Here is a 19229-nt window from a genome sequence, read left to right as displayed (position 1 = left end):
GTAACTATTCCGTCTTATTCATATTTAAATTAATAAAATGTTATAAACGAAGCATTAATAGTTATAAATGTACAAAATAACCATTTTACAGATGGATAATCCACCTTATGAGATATTAATAACACAAGCAATTGCTTTTAATGCACATCAACATTTTAATCAAAGAAAGCCACTCAAAAAAGAACTACGCGAATTAGAACAATTACCCATGAAGCCACCGTAGCTGGATAAGTAATAATTAGCCTTAAAACAATGAAAATATATTCATAGTTTATTAAAATGACAGTTCGGCAATAATTTTAAAAAATCCGCCGAAGTGGATATTACCATTTTAATTATTAGACATATGAGAATCATCCGATATTTAAGTAAAAGTAACCTAATACCCCAGTATTGCAACAATCAAAACGATATAAAAGATGATAGCAGCGATAATGCCAGCGTGTAGGATTTATCTACAGGAAAATTGTAGAGGGAATTTCTATACAAAAAACTATACAACAAATTGTAGAGGATTTAGAAAGGCGTTAGTAGGTTCGGTAGTGTGTAATTTCGCTAGAATGCTTGATTTACTTGGGATTGGAAGACTTTGGAAGACGTTACTAGAAGTGAAGGTGGCGGAGGAGGAGTCTGCCTAAAACCCTTCCTATACAATCCAAATAAATCCAATTTATCATTTACTATCAATTAGTTATTTAACTATTTATTCCAAACCAATATAATCAATTCCATTCAAGACTTAACTATAGTGGCATACCAGATGGCATACCCAACTTTTAGGATTTATTCATCATGGCTTTACTAACGCATTCCAAAGCTAAGCATATACAGCCCGGCGATAAACCATTACCTCACGGTGGCATCACCGGATTAACGCTACACCCATCATCAACTAGAGGTAGAGGAAAGTGGGTACTTCGTTATATGAGTCCAGTAACACAAAAACGCCGAAATGCAGGGCTAGGGAGTTACCCTGAAATCACAATTTCCGAAGCGGCAAATATTGCCTCAACGATGCGAGAACAAATTATTAAAGGCATTGATCCTCTTGAGCTCAAAAAATCAATCTCCGATGAACCTTCAATCCCTACTTTTGAGGTGGCTGCCCGTAAACTCCATGCAGAGTTACTACCTGGTTGGAAAAATAAAAAACACGGTAAACAATGGATCACTACACTGGAACAATATGTATTTCCTACCATAGGTTTATTAAAGTTGGATATCATAACTCCAGCCAATATTGCAGATGCATTACGCCCTATCTGGCTAACTCGCTCAGAAACAGCATCCCGCATAAAACAACGTATCCACGCAGTTATGCAGTGGGGATGGGCTCATGGCTATTGCGCAGCCAACCCTACTGATGTCGTTAACCATTTATTACCGCAACAAATCAGCGCTCATGTACGTACCGAGCATCAACCTGCGATGCCTTGGAAAATGCTACCTTTATATATTCGCACACATATATACCAACCCGAACGTTACAATGTTACCCGAGCAATACTGCTATTTATCATGTTAACAGCCTGTCGTTCTGGCGAAGCTAGAGCGATGCAATGGCAGGAAATTGATTTTAAACGAGCGGTATGGACAATACCCGCAGAACGTATGAAATCAGGGTTGCAACACCGAGTGCCATTATCTGAGCAAACTTTAGCGCTATTGAACAATCTAAAAGGCGTACATGACACACTAGTTTTTCCATCACCTAGAAAACAAATTGTGCTCTCCGATATGGTTGTCACCTCATTTCTTAGACGAACCAAAGCCCCCAGTGACACCAATGGTCGCGTTGCAACAGCACATGGTTTTCGCTCTACCTTTCGGGATTGGTGTTCAGAACATGGCTATTCGCGGGATTTAGCTGAACGGGCACTTGCACATACCGTTAAAAATAAAGTAGAAGCGGCGTACCACCGCACTGATTTATTAGAGCAACGAAGACCCATGATGCAAGCGTGGGCTGATTACTTGTTGGCTCAACATTAACTCTAAATGCTGTAGGTGTTGTGCCTACAGCACATCAAATAAATACATTATTTTTTATTCGTTTTTTTTGATTTTTTCCTTCTTTTGCTATTTTCTTTTTTTACTGCGTGACTAAAGGCTCTTTTAATATCAGGCTGATTCCAACGTGTAATAGAATAACTGAACTCAGTTTCAGAAAAATTCATACTATTTTTAGGATCAATTTGCTGTACACAACCCCATAGCTCACCAGCAATCGCATCTGCAGCTTCTTTTTTACTTTTCCATGAAAAGCCTAAGAGAACCTTTTCATTTAAAATGCGTATTGCTTCCGAGCGGATCTTAGTGTGTAAATCAGATTTAACGCTCCCGCCTTTTATTGCTGCGGTCGTGCGCTGCTCTCTTTCCGATACAGTTCTCACCATCTGATTAACATAACCCATCGAGCCGATGCATTCATGAATTAAAATAACAGCACGTTCTAAAAAAATTAATGAAATATCATTATGTTTTCCCCAACAATGACGACCTAACCAATAAAAAACAGAAGACCAAAGAATTTTATCTTGGAAAATATCATGTGGCTCACGCCACGACCTCAACTGTTCTTCAAGCACAAAAATAGAAGCCCTCTGCAACAAAAGCGTTAAATCTTCTCGACTGTCCGTATACTGACTAAGAATTGCAGTGACGGTATTTTGGGTTAACTCGTGATCCTTTTGAGCCAATACATCCCTGTATAGCTCGCCAGCCTCATACTCTAAGTTAGGAAATGAAGATAAGCGCTTTCTAGCATGACGAAAATCCCTTAAATACTTCTTCAAAAGAAAATAATCGAATGACCCCATAACAGTAACTCCCCTATTCATTAGCCTTGTTTTAAAAATGGAGTACCTCTTGCCTAAAAAAACATTTTTCCGAGCAAAAAGCCAATAAAAAAACTTATTTTTCAATAAAATAAATGCAATTTCATTTTTAAAAAAAAACTTCCTAGCTCCTGCATGTTCATGCTCATTATATTTCGTTATGCTTTTGATCATCCAAAGCACACCAAGAGGTATTAACCCATGATAAACACATCCAATATTAAAATATTGCGCTTACCGATAGTGTTACAACGCATTGGTATTGCACGATCAACGCTATATGACTGGATAAACCCAAAATCACCACGCTATGACCCAACGTTTCCAAAGCAAAAGCGCTTGGGACGCCAATCCGTTGGCTGGGTTGAATCAGAAATAAATGATTGGCTACTTAACAGACAATCAGTTTAATTTAATTCACTATAGCAAATAAGGAGAATAGATTAAAAATCTTCATGTTATTTTCTGTGATTACACAAAAAAATAAAAAACTAAACAGTTAATTTATTGAATTTTGATGATTCAACCATGACTGTCTTCATTTATATATAACCCAGAGAAAAGGATAATTATCATGTCCCAACGGATTTCTATTACCATAAAAAATGAATCAAGCCTAAAAGCTATTGATGAATACTGCCATAAAAATAATTTAACACGCTCCGCTGTAATAGCGAACATATTAGCGAGTGCTTGCCCGCTGTTGAATGAAATAAATCAACATACACAGATAGTTAATGAATTGGAAAACCAGCTATTTAATCCTAAAAAAAACTCACAAAAATTATGGGGAGACACCCCCGTATTTTCACTACCTGAATACTTATTGGATATTTGGCAAACCCACGTAATAGAAAAAGGGATCATTATTGACAAACATGCTTACCCTCATGCTTATAAAAGCCCCAAAATAGGTTTAAAGGAAAAGAAAACCATTCAAGAAACATTGAATAGCTATATAGATTCACCATATATTAAAAAGGCCATTTTTATTTATACAGACAGGCACGTTCACTATAAATTACATAAAGCAGGTGGGTTTTCAAATACAATATTAATTAGAAACACTGAATACAAAAATTACCTATTCGATTTTAACGCAATTATTCACATCCCGATAAAGGATATTGTTTTCCATGGAATAGAGGCAGCATTCAAAAAAAACCAAATAATATTAAAAGAAAGTTATGTCGCTTTTATTCCTATTTATCACTCAAACAATCAGTGTGTTTTAATTGGTGTGATAGATAAAACGCAAGTAAATAGAAAAATAGAGAGCAGTCCAGATACGATTATCATAAATCCAATCTAACCGTTCATTAATTCGTTTTATGACCCTTAAGGTGACAAAATGAGCCATTATGCATATTTTAGAATCGTTCAAAATAGCAATTTTAGTCTACAAGAGGTTGAGCAATGCCTAAACGATATCGCTGGCATCCATCCAATAAAAAGAGAACATATTATTTTAGAACATCAATCAATAACGGATGTCAATGAGCTACCAAGTCAATTGATGTATTATATTGATAGGGTATTTACACCTGATGATACCTTAATTACAAGAACACTCCATGATTTGGGGAATAACACACAACAAATCGCTTATGTTATACAACGCTGCCAATCTCTGGGGATGAAATTACTCTTCCTCAACGAATTAGGCCAAAATGTATTTTCACTAAATGTCCCTTTAGTCGAAATACTCAATCAATTAAAAAACATTGAGGATAATTATGAAAAAATGAAACTCGATAGACGACATGCGATTGCATTACAACAAGGAAAAATATTAGGACGACCCGAAGGAAGTGTTTATAAACAAGCTATTTATGAAATGAGGTGCAAAGGATATAAACAACGAGAAGTCGCTAATCATTTTAATATTAGCCTTTCTACCGTGAAACGATATTGGAAAAAAAGACTATTCGAATAGCACTAACTACAGAGTGATTATTTATCAACCAATTCAGTATTGGTGGGGTATTATCGATATTATTGATGTTGGAAAGGTAATATATATTACCAATAACACAACCTGAATAAATAACTAATATAACTTACACCGTAGATACCAATATAATCCAATACTGACTGTAACCTAATATCAATAATATCAGCTTAGCCAGAGGTCAATATCTAAATAAATACGTCATTATTAATCTATAGATTAATAAATCTATGCCTGTTAAACAGGAATAACACAATACTCAATAAACCATAAGGGATCAGATAACCACATTATCTGTCCTTTATCACTACCAACATTCATACGAAAGGGGCATTCCAAATGACCCTAAGGGATCATTATGTCTAAAAAAGAATACAACCCGGGTTACCAAGGTGCGATTGCAGAAACTTTAGATTGTGCCTTACAAGCCTACCCTCGTATTACTGTGATACGAGTAGATCTCCATTTCCCTATGATGGATGAATATGGGGATATGCCAAACTGTTTCCCTAACACAGAAGGCTCTCCTATCACCCGTTTTATGAACTCCTTAAATGCAAAGCTTAAACACGATCAACACCGTAAAATAGGTCAAGGGATACGCGTTTACCCTAACCGTTTACGTTACATCTGGGTAAAAGAACTCGTAGATGGATACCTCCCTCACTACCACTGTGCATTAATCTTCAATAAAGACGCCTACTATCATCTAGGAGACTATGACTTAAATATACCTAGTTTACGGACGATGATTACCACAGCGTGGTACAGTGCGTTACAGCTCGAATTAGACCCTATTATTGATACTGGTCCATTAGTTCACTACCCTGAGAACTGTCGGTACTGTTTAAATCGAGAAGCCTTATCCTTTAGCGATGACTATAATACCGTAATAGAACGATTAAATTACCTAGCTAAAGAATATTCTAAACACTACAGTTCGAATTACCGTACGATAGGCTATAGTCAGTATTAATAATACATATGGTGGCCTTAGGGCCACCTATGCAATTAGGTAATATTCACACTGGCAGTACTGCGTAATCTATCGTTATAACAAACTGATCACACTCAACGAACGTTACTATCCAATACCGAAGAAAACAATTGGACTCACTTCTTTCTAATCCACTTCGATTTGAATATTTTGAGGAAAAATCATTACAATGATAGTATAAGCAACATTGACACATCAAACTAAACAGTAAAAAAACAATGAAAATCAATTCATTAATAATAAAAATCACATGGAAAGAACACTAGCGACTACTAGCTAATCATTGTAGCCCGTTTAATAAGTGAATATTAAATACGTATCAGCGACATAACGTGAAAAATCGGACTAGATTATGTTTTTGTACAAAAACACGCTATGAATACTTTAAAACGCTAGATAAGCTATGTGAATTATTTAGTTACGCGCTGAATCAATCATTATAATGTTATAGGCAACAAATCTATCATCTAAAGGTTAAGGGACCCAAATGGCCATTAAGAAAAACGAACTATACTCCTCACTATGGGCCAGTTGCGACGAATTACGCGGTGGGATGGATGCCAGCCAGTACAAAGACTATGTACTGACCATGCTGTTTATGAAGTATGTATCTGATAAGTATAAAGGCGACCCATACGGTATGATTGTCGTACCCCAAGGTGCCAGTTTTGATGATATGGTTGCGCTTAAAGGCGATAAAGAAATCGGCGATAAAATAAACAAAATTATCAGTGCGTTAGCCGAAGAAAACGATCTCAAAAGTGTCATCGATGTCGCCGATTTTAACGACGAAGATAAACTAGGAAAAGGCAAAGAGATGATTGACCGCCTTTCCAAGCTGATAGGCATATTTGAAGGGCTAGATCTCTCTTCCAACCGCGCGGATGGTGACGATTTATTGGGTGATGCTTACGAATACCTAATGCGTCACTTTGCGACTGAGTCAGGTAAGTCCAAAGGCCAGTTTTACACCCCATCCGAAGTTTCACGCATTCTTTCGAAAGTGATTGGTATTGATAGTAATACCCCGCAAGACGCTACCGTTTATGATCCAACTTGCGGTTCAGGTTCATTATTATTAAAAGCGAGTGATGAAGCACCGCGTGGCTTGAGTATTTTTGGCCAAGAAATGGACAACGCCACCAGCGCCTTGGCTCGTATGAATATGATCCTACACAACAACGCCACCGCGAAAATCTGGAAAGGCAACACCATTTCAGATCCACAGTGGAAAGAAGCCAACGGGCAACTGAAAACCTTCGATTTTGCTGTCGCTAACCCCCCTTTCTCCAACAAAAACTGGACTAACGGCATTAATCCTCAAGAGGATGAGTTTGATCGCTTTAGCTGGGGAATTCCCCCAGAAAAAAATGGTGACTACGCCTTCTTGTTGCATATTATCAAAAGCTTAAAAAGCACGGGTAAAGGCGCCGTCATTCTCCCCCACGGTGTATTGTTCCGGGGCAACGCCGAAGCGCGTATTCGTGAAAATCTGATTAAGCAAGGTTATATCAAAGGAATTATCGGTTTACCGGCCAACCTGTTTTACGGCACGGGTATTCCTGCCTGTATTATCGTGATCGACAAAGAACACGCACAGGCGAGAGAAAGTATTTTTATGGTCGATGCCAGCAAAGGCTTTATCAAAGATGGCAATAAAAACCGCCTGCGTAGTCAGGATATTTATAAAATTGTTGAGGTATTTACCAAGCAATTAGAACAACCTCGCTTTAGCCGGATGGTGCCATTAAGCGAAATAGTGGCTAATGACTACAATCTAAATATACCGCGTTATATTGATTCCAGTGAACCAGAAGACTTGCACGACCTCAGTGCCCATCTACAAGGTGGTATTCCCAATCGTGATATCGATGCCTTAGAACACTACTGGCAGATATTCCCAAGTATTCGTGCGACCTTATTCAAACCAGCACGTGAAGGTTATAGCGAAGCTTTAGTTAAAGCCTCTGAAGTGAAGAATACCATTCTAAACCATGATGAATTTAAACAGTTTGCGACGAATAGCTTGCAGTATTATCACGCTTGGGCTCGCGCATCTAATTTAGCTGAGATCGGTGTAGGTGATCAGCCTAAAGCGTTAATCGCTGAAATTAGCGAAAGTTTGTTACAAAGCTATTCACAAACACCGTTGCTGAGCAAATACGATATCTACCAGATCCTGATGGATTACTGGAGTGATACAATGCAAGACGATGTGTACGTACTGGTACAAGATGGTTGGTCTACAGGTAAGGTATTGCGTGAGTTAGAAGTCAAAAAAGGTGAAAAACTGAGAGAAACGCCTGACTTAGTGATTGGTAAAACCAAGTATAAAGCTGAGTTGATCCCCCCTGCACTTATCGTGGCACGCTATTTTGCCGATGAACAAACTAAAATCGATACCTTGCAAAGCAAACTTGATAGTGCCAGTCAAGAGTTAGAAACCTATCTTGAGGAAAATAGCGGTGACGACGGCCTACTTAATGATGCCTTGAATGATAAAGACAAGATAACCAAAGCAACAGTCACGGCACGTTTGAAAGTTGCCACTGACCCCGATGAAAAATCGGCATTAAAACAAGCTCAAAAGCTGTTTGATGCCGAGACCGATGCCAAAAAAGCACTAAAAGAAGCGCAAGACGCGCTGGATTTAGCGGTGTTTAAGCAATACCCCAAACTCAGCATCGATGAGATCAAATCCCTGATTGTGGATGATAAATGGCTGGCAACACTGCAAAGTAATATCGTTGCTGAAATTGAGCGCGTGACCCAACAATTAGCAAATCGAGTTAAAGAGTTAGAAGAGCGCTACAATGAGCCATTACCGGCTATTACTAAATCGGTAAAAAATCTGAGTGAGAAAGTCGCAGGCCATTTAAAAGCGATGGGTTTGGAGTGGTCACTATGAGCGTTGAAGTAACAGAAACGGGTTTAAATCTTATTCCGGCTGGCTATAAGCAGACGGAAGTTGGGGTGATCCCTGAGGATTGGGATGCTGTATGTCTCGGAGATATTTCAGAAGTTCGCATGTGTAAACGCATACTTTCAGGACAAACTAAAAAGATAGGCGCTATACCATTTTTCAAAATAGGTACATTTGGAGGTGAGCCTGATGCTTATATTACACACTTTCTTTATAAAGAATTTAAAGCTAAATACTCATTTCCAAATAAAGGTGACATCTTAGTTTCTGCAGCAGGAACGCTCGGGAAATCTGTAGTTTATGATGGGAAGCCTGCATATTTCCAAGATTCGAACATCGTTTGGCTCGAAGTTAATAAATATAAATTACTTAATGAATACTTATATCATTACTACAAGATAATCAAATGGGCGTCATCAGAAGGCAGTACTATCGCTCGGTTATACAATGGAATCATTCGTGCATCAATAATTGCTCTACCTAAAATTAACGAACAAAACGCCATAGCCACTGCACTATCCGATATTGATGCGCTGATTAGTAAATTAGAAAAACTGATCGCCAAAAAACAAGCTATCAAAACTGCCACTATGCAGCAGCTCCTCACAGGCCGCACCCGCCTGCCGCAATTTGCTTTGCGTGCAGATGGCACGCCAAAAGGTACCAAGCCAAGTGAGTTGGGGGAAATACCAGAGGATTGGAAGGTTATATCAATCGCTCAAGATACAACATTAAAAGCTCGTATTGGCTGGCAAGCTTTGACTACCAAAGAGTACCAAACAACAGGAGATATCTATTTGGTAACAGGGACAGATTTTGACTCTGGTGTAGTGAAGTGGGAAAGATGTTTTTATGTTAGTGAGTGGCGTTACAAACAAGATCAAAACATTCAGTTAAAAAATGATGATTTATTGATAACCAAGGATGGAACAATTGGTAAAGTTGGTTATGTTGCTGCACTTAGCCGGCCTGCCACACTAAATAGTGGAATATTCGTAATTAGGCCTAGATATAACAATTTGATACCACGTTTCTTATTCTACGTGCTTACCTCCAGAATTTTTGATGATTTCATCAACAGAATTACGGCAGGCTCAACGATTACTCACTTGTATCAAAAGGATTTTGTTAATTTCGAATTTTCGTCGCCTAATAGAGAAGAACAAACCGCCATCGCCACCATTCTCTCCGATATGGATGAAAAAATTCAAGTGCTGGAACAACGCCTTAGCAAAACCCGCCAGATCAAACAAGGCATGATGCAAGAGCTGCTGACGGGTAAAACGCGATTAATCAAGCCATCAAAGGAGGTTATTCATGAGTGAATCTGTATTTGCATACGGAAGCCGCTGGTTAAAGGCCGACTTCCACCTCCATACTCGCGCTGATAAAGAGTTTACTTATACTGGTGAAGAAAATGACTATGCTAACCAGTATGTTGCGGCGCTTGCGAATGCGGGCATTGGTCTTGGGGTTATCACCAACCACAATAAATTTGATGCAGATGAATTTAAGGCATTGCGCAAAAAAGCCAAAAAATCAGGCATTGGTTTGTTGCCTGGCATTGAGTTATCCATCAAGGATGGTCAGGCAGGTGTGCATACTTTAGTGGTATTTTCGGATGAGTGGTTTAGCAACAAAGAACAAACCAACCATATTCAGACGTTTCTTAGCCTGACTTTTGCTGGTATTGCGAACTTCGAAGATGAAAATGCGCGCTCGAACCACGATATTGTCGAAACCGTGCGTGAGCTGGATAAATTTCACAAAGATTACTTTCTCATTTTTGCCCACGTCGAAGCGCCAAAGGGGGTGTGGAAAGAACTCGCAGCAGGGCGAATAAAGGATTTATTTGATAACGCGACAGTAAGGCGTAGAGTCTTGGCTTTTCAAAAAGTGCGCACCCGTGATGAACGCGCGAAAATCCAGCAGGCATTAGGTAATTTATATCCGGCTGAAGTGGAAGGTTGTGATGCCAAGAACCTTGCCGATATGGCGGCCCGTAAAGAGGCTAGCTACTTAAAGCTTGGCTCATTCAGCTTTGAGGCGGTTAAGTTTGCGTTGCGTGATAAAGCTTCCCGAGTCCGCGCCGAGCTGCCTAGCTATAAACATTCTTATATTCAAAAAATCCGCTTTGAAGGGGCGGGTACTTTAGGTGGCACAGAAATTTCCCTTTCACCTGAGCTCAATACCCTGATTGGAATTCGAGGCAGTGGTAAATCATCCGTATTGGAAGGGGTGCGTTATGCGCTGAATATTCCCTTTGGTGATAAGTCGTCGGATGTGGAATATAAAGAGGGGCTGGTAAAACACTTACTGCGTAGTGGCGGTAAAATTACCATCGACGCCATTGATCGCCGTGGTCAGCCCTATCAAATCCGCCGTATCTTGGGTGAGCGCCCCGATGTGTATGTGAATGGTCAGTTGCAACCCGGCGTGTCGGTGCGTGAAACGGTATTGCACCAGCCAATCTATTTTGGTCAGAAAGATCTTTCCAGTACGGGCGCTGGCTTTGAAAAAGATTTGATTGAAAAGTTGCTTGGCGACGCACTGGTGCCCATTCGACAAAAAATTGATCAGGGCCGGCAGCGGGTGGTGGATGCGATTAATCAGATTAAGCGTCTTACTCGAGCGGCAACGCAAAAGCAAGAATGGTTGCAGAAAAAGCAAGATGCTGAATTTAAGCTCAAGTTCTATCAGCAACACGGTGTTGAAACTAAGCTACAAAAGCAAATTGATTTTGAGCGCGATGAGCGCAAAGCACAGCAAGTCATTCAAGGTGCTGAGCATTATCTATCCGAGCTCAATAGTTTTGTGGCCAGCTTTGAAGATGAGCTAAAAAATCAGGCGTTGTATAAGTCTGCCCAGAATCAGATATTTTTTGATGACTTTTTTGCGACCTACCAGCAGTTGATTGCTGGCTTTGATGGCATCAAGCAAACGATACTAACGGGTCAAAGTACGGTTGCACTATTACAGCAGAAGCTAGCTGGCTTTGTACAACAAAAGCAGGCGCTAAAAGAAGAGTTTGCCGAGATTGAACGCAAACTGGCCACCGAGCTTAAGCAAGCCGGTGCACAGGCAATTAGCCCGCAAGAGTTTAAGCAGCTTAAAAGCTTGTTAGACCAAGCCGAGCAAATGTTAGCCGTACTCGCCAAAAGCGAGCAGCAGTACGCGGATTTGAATCAATCCCTAGAGCGTGAATTAGCGCAGCTTAATGATCTTTGGCTGGAGGAGTACCGCACTATTGAACAGGTACTGAGCAGGATCAATCGAGCTAATTCGCCCCTTAAAATTGTGCCGCAATTTAAAGCGAATAAGGCTGCCATGCTTAAGCACATTCAAGATTTGTATCGCGGGAGCCGTATTCGAGAAGCAACGTTGCAAAGTGTGGTGGATGAATACAGTGATTTCGCATCGGCCTATCGCGACATTGAAAAGCTGAAAAGCACGCTTGGCGGGTCTTTTGATACCTTCTGGCAGTATTTTGAAGACAACTTAGAAGCCTTGTTAACCTGGCAAGTGCCGAATGTGTTTACTATCGAGTATCACGGCAAAGCACTGGCGCACCACTCGTTGGGGCAAAGGGCATCGGCGTTGATGCTGTTTGTGTTAAGTCAGCAAGAAAACGACGTGGTGATCATTGATCAGCCAGAAGATGATTTGGACAACCAAACTATCTATGACGATGTCATCAAGTTGATTAGAGAGCTTAAGCCTTCTACCCAGTTTATCTTCGCAACACACAACGCCAATATTCCGGTACTGGGTGATGCGGAACAGGTGATTGCCTGTGAGTATCAAGATGACCATATCGCATTAGTTAACGGCAGCATTGACTGTGCTGACGTTCAGCAACGCATTGTAAATATTATGGAAGGTGGTGCCGAAGCCTTCGAGAAACGTAAGCAGGTATATGAAGCATGGAAACCGAAGAACTCTTAGCCATTATTGTCAACGGTGAAGACTCAAGGCATCAGTTTAAGCGAAACATTACCCGAGCTGAGAGTCTGGTGCCCGAGTTAGCGGCATTCAGTAATTCTAAAGGCGGTTTATTGTTTATTGGAATCACTGATGACGGAGGCATTCAAGGACTAACTCTTGAGGATATGGGGCGAATTAATCAGTTGGTTTCTAATGCGGCAAAGGATGTAAAACCACCGATTTCCGTTACCACTGAAAATGTTGCTTTACCCAGTGGTATGGTGATGGTTGTTGATGTGCCTGAAGGCATAAGCAAGCCTTATATGGATGGCAACCTACATGTATGGGTAAAAAATAGCGCTAACAAATCCAAAGTCAGCGCGCGAGAAGAGCTACTGAGAATGTTTCAAGAAGCTGCACTGATACACGCTGATGAAATCCCTGTTGGCGGTAGTTCAGTTGTGGACATAGACCAAGAGTTTTTTGACGCATTTTTTGAAAGGGAATACGGCGAACGAGTTGAAGATCAAGAGGTTTCTCGTGTTCAACTGCTTGAAAACATGAATTTGGCAAAGAACGGGCAGCTTAACATCTGCGGCGCCTTGTTGTTTGCATCACGCCCACAAATACGCTTACCCGTTTTTATTGTAAAAGCGGTGGCTTTTCCGGGTGTTGATATCGAAGACGAGCACTATATCGACAGCCAGGATATTAACGGCAAGCTATCGGATGTATTCCAAAAGGTTCTGGGTTTTGTGCTGGCTAACATTCGCCATGTGCAGAATGAACAAGGCTTCAACTCAGTAGGCGAGCCAGAAATTCCGCGAATCGTTCTTGAGGAGCTTATTGCCAATGCGCTTATTCATCGAGATTACTTTGTATCCGCTCCGATTAAGGTTTTGGTGTTTGCTGATCGAATTGAAATCGTGAGCCCTGGTCACTTGCCCAATAATTTAACGATAGAAAATATCAAAATGGGTAACTCGAATGTTAGAAACCCAATTTTGGCCTCGTTTGCTCCAAAAGTGTTGCCATATCGAGGCTTGGGGAGCGGCATAAAACGAGCGATAAAAGCGTATCCAGACATTGAGTTTGTTGACGACAGGGCTGGTAATGCATTCAAGGCCATTATTAAGCGAGCTCGATGAATAGCGAGCACAGTTGGTAGCGTTAAGTGCTCAAAAGTCTAACTTGCTTGGTTGTTGCTTGATTGGCAAGGGGAACAAGCTTCGAATTGATTAGAGGTTAGGATGAGTAACGTTGGTCAGCGTGAGCGCGCTACACAAAATCGTATCGTTCAGTTTTTTCAAACTGACTTAGGCTATCGCTATTTAGGCGATTGGCAGGATCGCGCTAATAATAAAAATATTGAAGTGGATATCCTCGTTGATTGGTTAAAAAAACGTGGTGTCAGCGAGGCGTTGATCAATCGAGCTATTCGCCAATTGGATACGGCAGCGGCACTGGGCGAAGGCAAAAAGCTCTATTACGCCAACAAAGAGGTTTATCGCCTGCTGCGTTACGGCGTGAAAGAAAAAGAAGGTGCTGGCCATCTTAATGAAACCGTGTGGCTGATTGACTGGAAAAACCCAGAAGCAAACGATTTTGCCATTGCCGAAGAAGTGTCCATTAAGGGCGAGAACAAAAAACGCCCAGACATAGTGCTGTATGTTAACGGTATTGCTCTGGGCGTGATTGAGCTGAAACGCTCTTCGGTGTCTGTCTCTGAAGGGATTCGCCAGAACCTCGATAATCAGAAGAAAGATTTTATCCGTAACTTCTTTACCACCATGCAACTGGTGATGGCGGGTAACGATACGCAAGGCTTGCGTTACGGCACGATTGAGACACCAGAAAAGCACTACCTTGAGTGGAAGGAAGATTGCACCAACCCATACGAACATAAACTCGATTTTCACCTGAGTCGCGTGTGTAACAAAGCGCGCTTGCTGCAAATTATCCATGATTTTATTGTTTTCGATGCGGGTATAAAAAAGACCTGTCGCCACAATCAATTCTTTGGTATTGAAGCGGCAAAACGCCATATCGCAAGGCGGGAAGGCGGCATTATTTGGCATACGCAAGGTTCTGGCAAAAGCCTCACTATGGTGTGGCTGGCCAAATGGATACGTGAGAATGTCAAAGACGCTCGTGTGCTGATCGTGACTGACCGTACTGAGCTGGACGAACAGATTGAAAAAGTGTTCACCGGTGTCGAGGAGGATATTTATCGCACCAAAAGCGGTGCTGATTTGGTGGCGACGCTCAATCAGCCCAACCCTTGGCTGGTATGCTCTTTAGTCCATAAATTTGGTCGGCAGTCTGATTCGGAAAACGATACCGCGACGGATGAGTTTATTGCCGAGTTAAAGAAATCCCTACCATCGGACTTTAAAGCCAAAGGCGACCTATTCGTATTTGTTGATGAATGCCACCGTACTCAATCGGGCAAGTTGCACGAAGCGATGAAGTCCATTCTGCCAGAAGCCATGTTTGTTGGCTTCACCGGCACCCCCTTGATGAAGAAAGACAAGAAAAAATCGGTTGAGGTATTTGGCCCTTACATTCACACCTATAAGTTTGATGAAGCTGTGGCCGATGGCGTTGTGCTCGATTTACGCTACGAAGCACGAGACATCGACCAAAATGTCACGTCGCAGAAAAAGATCGATGAATGGTTTGAAGCCAAAACTCGCGGCTTATCTCGATTAGCGAAAACCCAGTTGAAACAGAAATGGGGCACCATGCAAAAGGTGCTGTCCAGTAAATCGCGTTTGCAGCAAATTGTGAACGATATCTTGCTGGATATGGACACTAAGCCACGCCTGATGGATGGCTACGGCAATGCCATGTTGGTCTGCTCTAGTGTCTATCAAGCTTGTAAAGCTTATGAAATGTTCAGCCAAACAGATTTAGCCGGTAAGGTGGCTATTGTCACCAGTTTTCAGCCGACTGCTGCGAGCATTAAAGGGGAAGAAACCGGTGAAGGCTTAACGGAAAAGCTCTTTAAGTACGATATTTACCGCAAGATGCTTGCGGATTACTTCGAGCAACCGGAAGATAAGGCCGCAAACCGTGTTGAAGAGTTTGAAAAAGAAGTTAAAAAACAATTTATTGATGAGCCAGGGCAAATGCGCTTATTGATCGTGGTCGATAAGTTGCTGACTGGCTTCGACGCCCCTTCGGCTACCTATTTGTATATCGACAAGCAGATGGCTGATCACAACCTGTTTCAGGCCATTTGCCGCGTGAACCGCTTGGATGGCGATGATAAAGAATACGGTTACATCATTGATTACAAAGATCTGTTCCGCTCGTTGGATAAAGCGATTTCTGATTATACTCAAGGCGCATTTGATGGTTATGACAAGGAAGACGTTGCAGGGCTGCTGAAAGATCGTTTAGAGCAAGCTAAGCTCGATTTGGATAATGCGCTGGAAATGGTGCGCGCCTTGTGTGAGCCGGTAAAAGCGCCACGCAATACGGAAGACTACATTTATTATTTTTGTGGTAAGTCAGGTCTGAACCAAGACGAGCTCACCGAGAAAGAAGCACTGCGTTTAACGCTTTATCAGAACGTTGCCAAACTGCTGCGTGCGTTCGCCAATATCGCCAATGAAATGCCTGATGCAGGCTATTCTGCGCAAGATGTAGACTTGATAAGAGCAGAAGTTGCTCATTTTGAAAAAGTCCGTGACGAAGTAAAACTGGCCAGTGGCGATTTGGTAGAAATGAAACGCTTTGAGCCTGCCATGCGCCATTTGTTAGATATGTATATTCGTGCGGATGACAGCGAAGTACTGATGGATTTTGAAGAGCTAGGGCTAATTGAGCTCATTGTCGAAAAAGGTGCTGATGCCGTAGAGGCTTTGCCTGAAAGTATTCGTAAGAATCAGGAAGCCATGGCCGAAACCATCGAAAATAACGTTCGAAAAATTATTGTCGATGAAAATCCGGTTAACCCTAAATACTATGAACAGATGTCAGTATTACTGAATGAACTGATCGAACTTCGTCGACAAAAAGCCATTGAATATCAAGATTACCTCGAAAAAATTCGCGAACTCGCTGCTAAAGTGGTACGTCCTGAACAAATAGCATCTAATTACCCTGCATCAATGGATACTAATCCCAAACGTGCTTTTTATGATAACTTTGGCAAAGATGAATGGCTTGCCACCAAAATTGATAGTGCAATTCGTTATACGAAGAAGGCCGACTGGGTTGGAGATCGTTTTAAAGAACGGGAAATTGCCAATGCCATTCGAGAGGAAACAGCTGATTATGAATTGGATATTCAGGCTGTAATGGAACTCGCTAAAGCTCAAAAAGAGTATCAATGATGACGATGATTGAAATTGGTTCAATCGCAATACAGTTGAATCGTAAAGCAATCAAAAATTTACATATCAGCGTGTTACCACCAGATGGTCGTGTACGTGTATCTGCACCTGTATCTATGACAGAAACAGCTATTCGTATGGCGGTGATCCGTCGTATCCCTTGGATTAAACAGCAGCAGAATAATTTTATAAAACAACCCCGCCAATCAGAACGCGAAATGGTCAGTGGAGAATGCCATTACTTGTGGGGTCGGCGCTATCGCCTCAATGTTGTAACACATGTAGGAAAGCATGAAGCCAAATTAGGCCGTGGGCGATTACATTTGTATGTAAGCCATACTGCAACTGCTGAGCAAAAGGCTTTAGTTCTCACTGAATACTACCGTGATGCACTTAAAAAGCGAATAGCTGACTTGTTACCTATTTGGGAAAGCAAAATAGGTGTCACTGTCGACGCTTGGGGCGTGAGAAAAATGAAAACCAAATGGGGCAGTTGCAATACGCAAGCAAAACGTATTTGGTTAAACTTAGAACTCGCCAAAAAACCACCAGAATGTTTAGAATACATCCTAGTTCATGAGTTAGTTCACCTACTTGAACGTAAACATAATGAACGATTTAAAGCCTATATGGATAAGCTACTTCCTGATTGGCAAGAACGCAAAGACTTGCTGAATAAAGCACCGTTGGCTTACAGCCATTGGTTGTACTAACTTTAATTCGAAACTCTACTCAGTATTATAAAAAATCTCAGATATATATTATCTCCTTGAATAACTATAATTTTCTTTTATTTCAAGGAGTAATATGCATCACAACGCTCACTTTAAAACCCTCCTATCGACTCTACCGACTTCATTCCAAACCTCTTTTTTCAACCAACTCAGTCACCTAATCAACTACTCTCCCATCATCGGTTTGATGGGTAAAACGGGAGCGGGAAAATCCAGTCTTATCAACGCACTATTCCAATCGTCATTATCACCTGTGAGTGATGTTTCAGGCTGCACACGCCAAGCCCAACGCTTCAGCATGACGATGAACAACCATACTCTCACTTTTGTAGATTTACCCGGCGTGGGGGAAAGCCTTGAGCGGGATAAAGAGTACCACCAGCTCTATCGCAACTTATTACCAGAATTCGATTTAATCATTTGGGTACTCAAGGCCGATGACCGAGCATGGTCTTCTGATGAACAGTGCTATCGCTTTCTCACGAAGAAATGCGGTTACCAACCTAATCAATTTCTATTTGCCTTGAACCAAGCCGATAAAATAGAGCCTTGTCGCCAGTGGGATGAATACAAGCATCAACCATCCTCAGAGCAGGCCTATAACTTAAAATTAAAGCAACAAGCCGTCATAACCGCCTTTAAGCCGCATCATCCTGTGATAACAGTTTCTGCGGTCGAAAACTATCAACTCACTGAATTAGCAGAGCAACTCATACAGGCGTTACCGGCGCAAGCCAGTAGCGGAGTAGCTAGGCAACTGAACACCTCTTACCGGACGCAATCGGTGGAGAACACCGCACGTAACGATTTTGGGCAATGTGTCAGTGATATTGTGGATACCTTAATCAATATCATTCCCTTGCCGCCATTGATAAGAAGTACGGTTAGCACCGTTAAAAACAGTATCGTCTCCGTCGCTAAATCCCTGTGGAGAATGTTCTTTTAACCTCTTACATTAAACCATTAATTATCACTCTCAGCGCCAGTCCCGTTAAGGATTGGCGCTTTTTTATTTCTTTTTCTTGGAGTATCAACTGATGAATAATTCAACTGAATGTGCAGTTACAATGACACTCGTTCCCGATGAGCAACGCCTGGATTTTTGGATCAACCACTTCGGAAGTGTGAAAGGCTGGAGCACCTTTGAAGTGGTCATCTTTACTACTATGGGACAGTTTTGTGAGGACTACCACGGCGGGTATTGGGAATATTGCACTTTATCTAATGGCGGCGCTTTTATTTATCCCGATTTAAATCAAGAAGAGCTTACGCTGTTCAACCCGCATAACGGCAATGAAGCGAACGTTAAGTGTGAAGCGGCAGGCATTGCCGTGTGTTTGATGATGTACAGTTTATGGTCATTTCAAACGGAAAGTGACATCCTCGTCGATCGCTTTTATCAATTGCGTGATTATGCGGCACAACACCCAGAACGTTCCGCCATTTTCCATCTAATCGATTAACCACGTCCTTATTTACGCCTTCGTATTATCTGATTCATTATAAAAGCATCATCAGAC

The 19229-nt window shown here is 41.3% G+C and carries 14 protein-coding genes; 13 read left to right on the top strand and 1 reads right to left on the bottom strand.

From position 1 onward, the window contains the following. Nucleotides 1-792: 792 nt before the first annotated feature. Nucleotides 793-1992 carry a tyrosine-type recombinase/integrase gene (locus G6Q48_RS12740; RefSeq protein WP_166266822.1) on the top strand — a complete coding sequence of 400 codons (1200 nt, stop codon included), beginning with the start codon at nucleotides 793-795 and terminating at the stop codon, nucleotides 1990-1992. Nucleotides 1993-2039: 47 nt separating this feature from the next. Here G6Q48_RS12740 and G6Q48_RS12735 read toward each other — a convergent pair whose 3' ends face one another. Continuing rightward, a complete protein-coding gene (locus tag G6Q48_RS12735) occupies nucleotides 2040-3011 on the bottom strand; it encodes a hypothetical protein (protein WP_166266820.1) in 972 nt (323 codons plus the stop codon). A 27-nt stretch (nucleotides 3012-3038) separates the two neighbouring features. Here G6Q48_RS12735 and G6Q48_RS12730 point away from each other — a divergent pair, with 27 nt between their 5' ends. From G6Q48_RS12730 to G6Q48_RS12675, 12 genes are all read left to right on the top strand, one after another. Further along, a complete protein-coding gene (locus G6Q48_RS12730; RefSeq protein ID WP_036967264.1) occupies nucleotides 3039-3248 on the top strand; it encodes a helix-turn-helix transcriptional regulator in 210 nt (69 codons plus the stop codon). 163 nt (nucleotides 3249-3411) lie between these two features. After that, a complete protein-coding gene (locus tag G6Q48_RS12725; protein ID WP_036967273.1) occupies nucleotides 3412-4149 on the top strand; it encodes a hypothetical protein in 738 nt (245 codons plus the stop codon). A gap of 39 nt (nucleotides 4150-4188) precedes the next feature. After that, the gene (locus G6Q48_RS12720) at nucleotides 4189-4773 is read left to right on the top strand and encodes a helix-turn-helix domain-containing protein (RefSeq protein ID WP_232368837.1); all 585 of its coding nucleotides are present in this window, start codon (nucleotides 4189-4191) and stop codon (nucleotides 4771-4773) included. A 373-nt stretch (nucleotides 4774-5146) separates the two neighbouring features. After that, nucleotides 5147-5764 carry an inovirus Gp2 family protein gene (locus G6Q48_RS12715; protein WP_154628735.1) on the top strand — a complete coding sequence of 206 codons (618 nt, stop codon included), beginning with the start codon at nucleotides 5147-5149 and terminating at the stop codon, nucleotides 5762-5764. A gap of 508 nt (nucleotides 5765-6272) precedes the next feature. Further along, nucleotides 6273-8693, top strand: coding sequence for a type I restriction-modification system subunit M (locus G6Q48_RS12710; protein WP_166266817.1), 2421 nt, complete (start codon nucleotides 6273-6275; stop codon nucleotides 8691-8693). After that, nucleotides 8690-10033 carry a restriction endonuclease subunit S gene (locus G6Q48_RS12705; RefSeq protein WP_166266815.1) on the top strand — a complete coding sequence of 448 codons (1344 nt, stop codon included), beginning with the start codon at nucleotides 8690-8692 and terminating at the stop codon, nucleotides 10031-10033. The genes G6Q48_RS12710 and G6Q48_RS12705 overlap by 4 nt, the downstream gene beginning before the upstream one ends. Beyond that, nucleotides 10026-12653, top strand: coding sequence for a TrlF family AAA-like ATPase (locus tag G6Q48_RS12700; protein WP_140187050.1), 2628 nt, complete (start codon nucleotides 10026-10028; stop codon nucleotides 12651-12653). Before G6Q48_RS12705 ends, G6Q48_RS12700 begins: the two co-directional genes overlap by 8 nt. Continuing rightward, on the top strand, nucleotides 12632-13780 hold the full coding sequence (locus tag G6Q48_RS12695; protein WP_166266813.1) for an RNA-binding domain-containing protein: 1149 nt from the start codon (nucleotides 12632-12634) through the stop codon (nucleotides 13778-13780). The genes G6Q48_RS12700 and G6Q48_RS12695 overlap by 22 nt, the downstream gene beginning before the upstream one ends. 102 nt (nucleotides 13781-13882) lie before the next feature. After that, on the top strand, nucleotides 13883-16975 hold the full coding sequence (locus tag G6Q48_RS12690; RefSeq protein ID WP_166266811.1) for a type I restriction endonuclease subunit R: 3093 nt from the start codon (nucleotides 13883-13885) through the stop codon (nucleotides 16973-16975). Beyond that, on the top strand, nucleotides 16975-17688 hold the full coding sequence (locus G6Q48_RS12685) for a M48 family metallopeptidase (protein ID WP_154639983.1): 714 nt from the start codon (nucleotides 16975-16977) through the stop codon (nucleotides 17686-17688). The genes G6Q48_RS12690 and G6Q48_RS12685 overlap by 1 nt, the downstream gene beginning before the upstream one ends. Nucleotides 17689-17782: 94 nt before the next feature. Then, the gene (locus tag G6Q48_RS12680) at nucleotides 17783-18655 is read left to right on the top strand and encodes a GTPase family protein (protein WP_166266809.1); all 873 of its coding nucleotides are present in this window, start codon (nucleotides 17783-17785) and stop codon (nucleotides 18653-18655) included. Nucleotides 18656-18746: 91 nt separating this feature from the next. Continuing rightward, entirely contained in the window at nucleotides 18747-19172 is a 426-nt protein-coding gene (locus G6Q48_RS12675; protein WP_166266807.1) for an antirestriction protein, read from the top strand. The last annotated feature ends 57 nt before the right edge of the window (nucleotides 19173-19229 follow it).

The sequence above is a fragment of the Providencia sp. M-27 genome (genome assembly GCF_011077905.1).
Lineage (GTDB): Bacteria > Pseudomonadota > Gammaproteobacteria > Enterobacterales > Enterobacteriaceae > Providencia > Providencia huaxiensis.
This window is presented reverse-complemented; position numbering and strand designations above follow the sequence as displayed.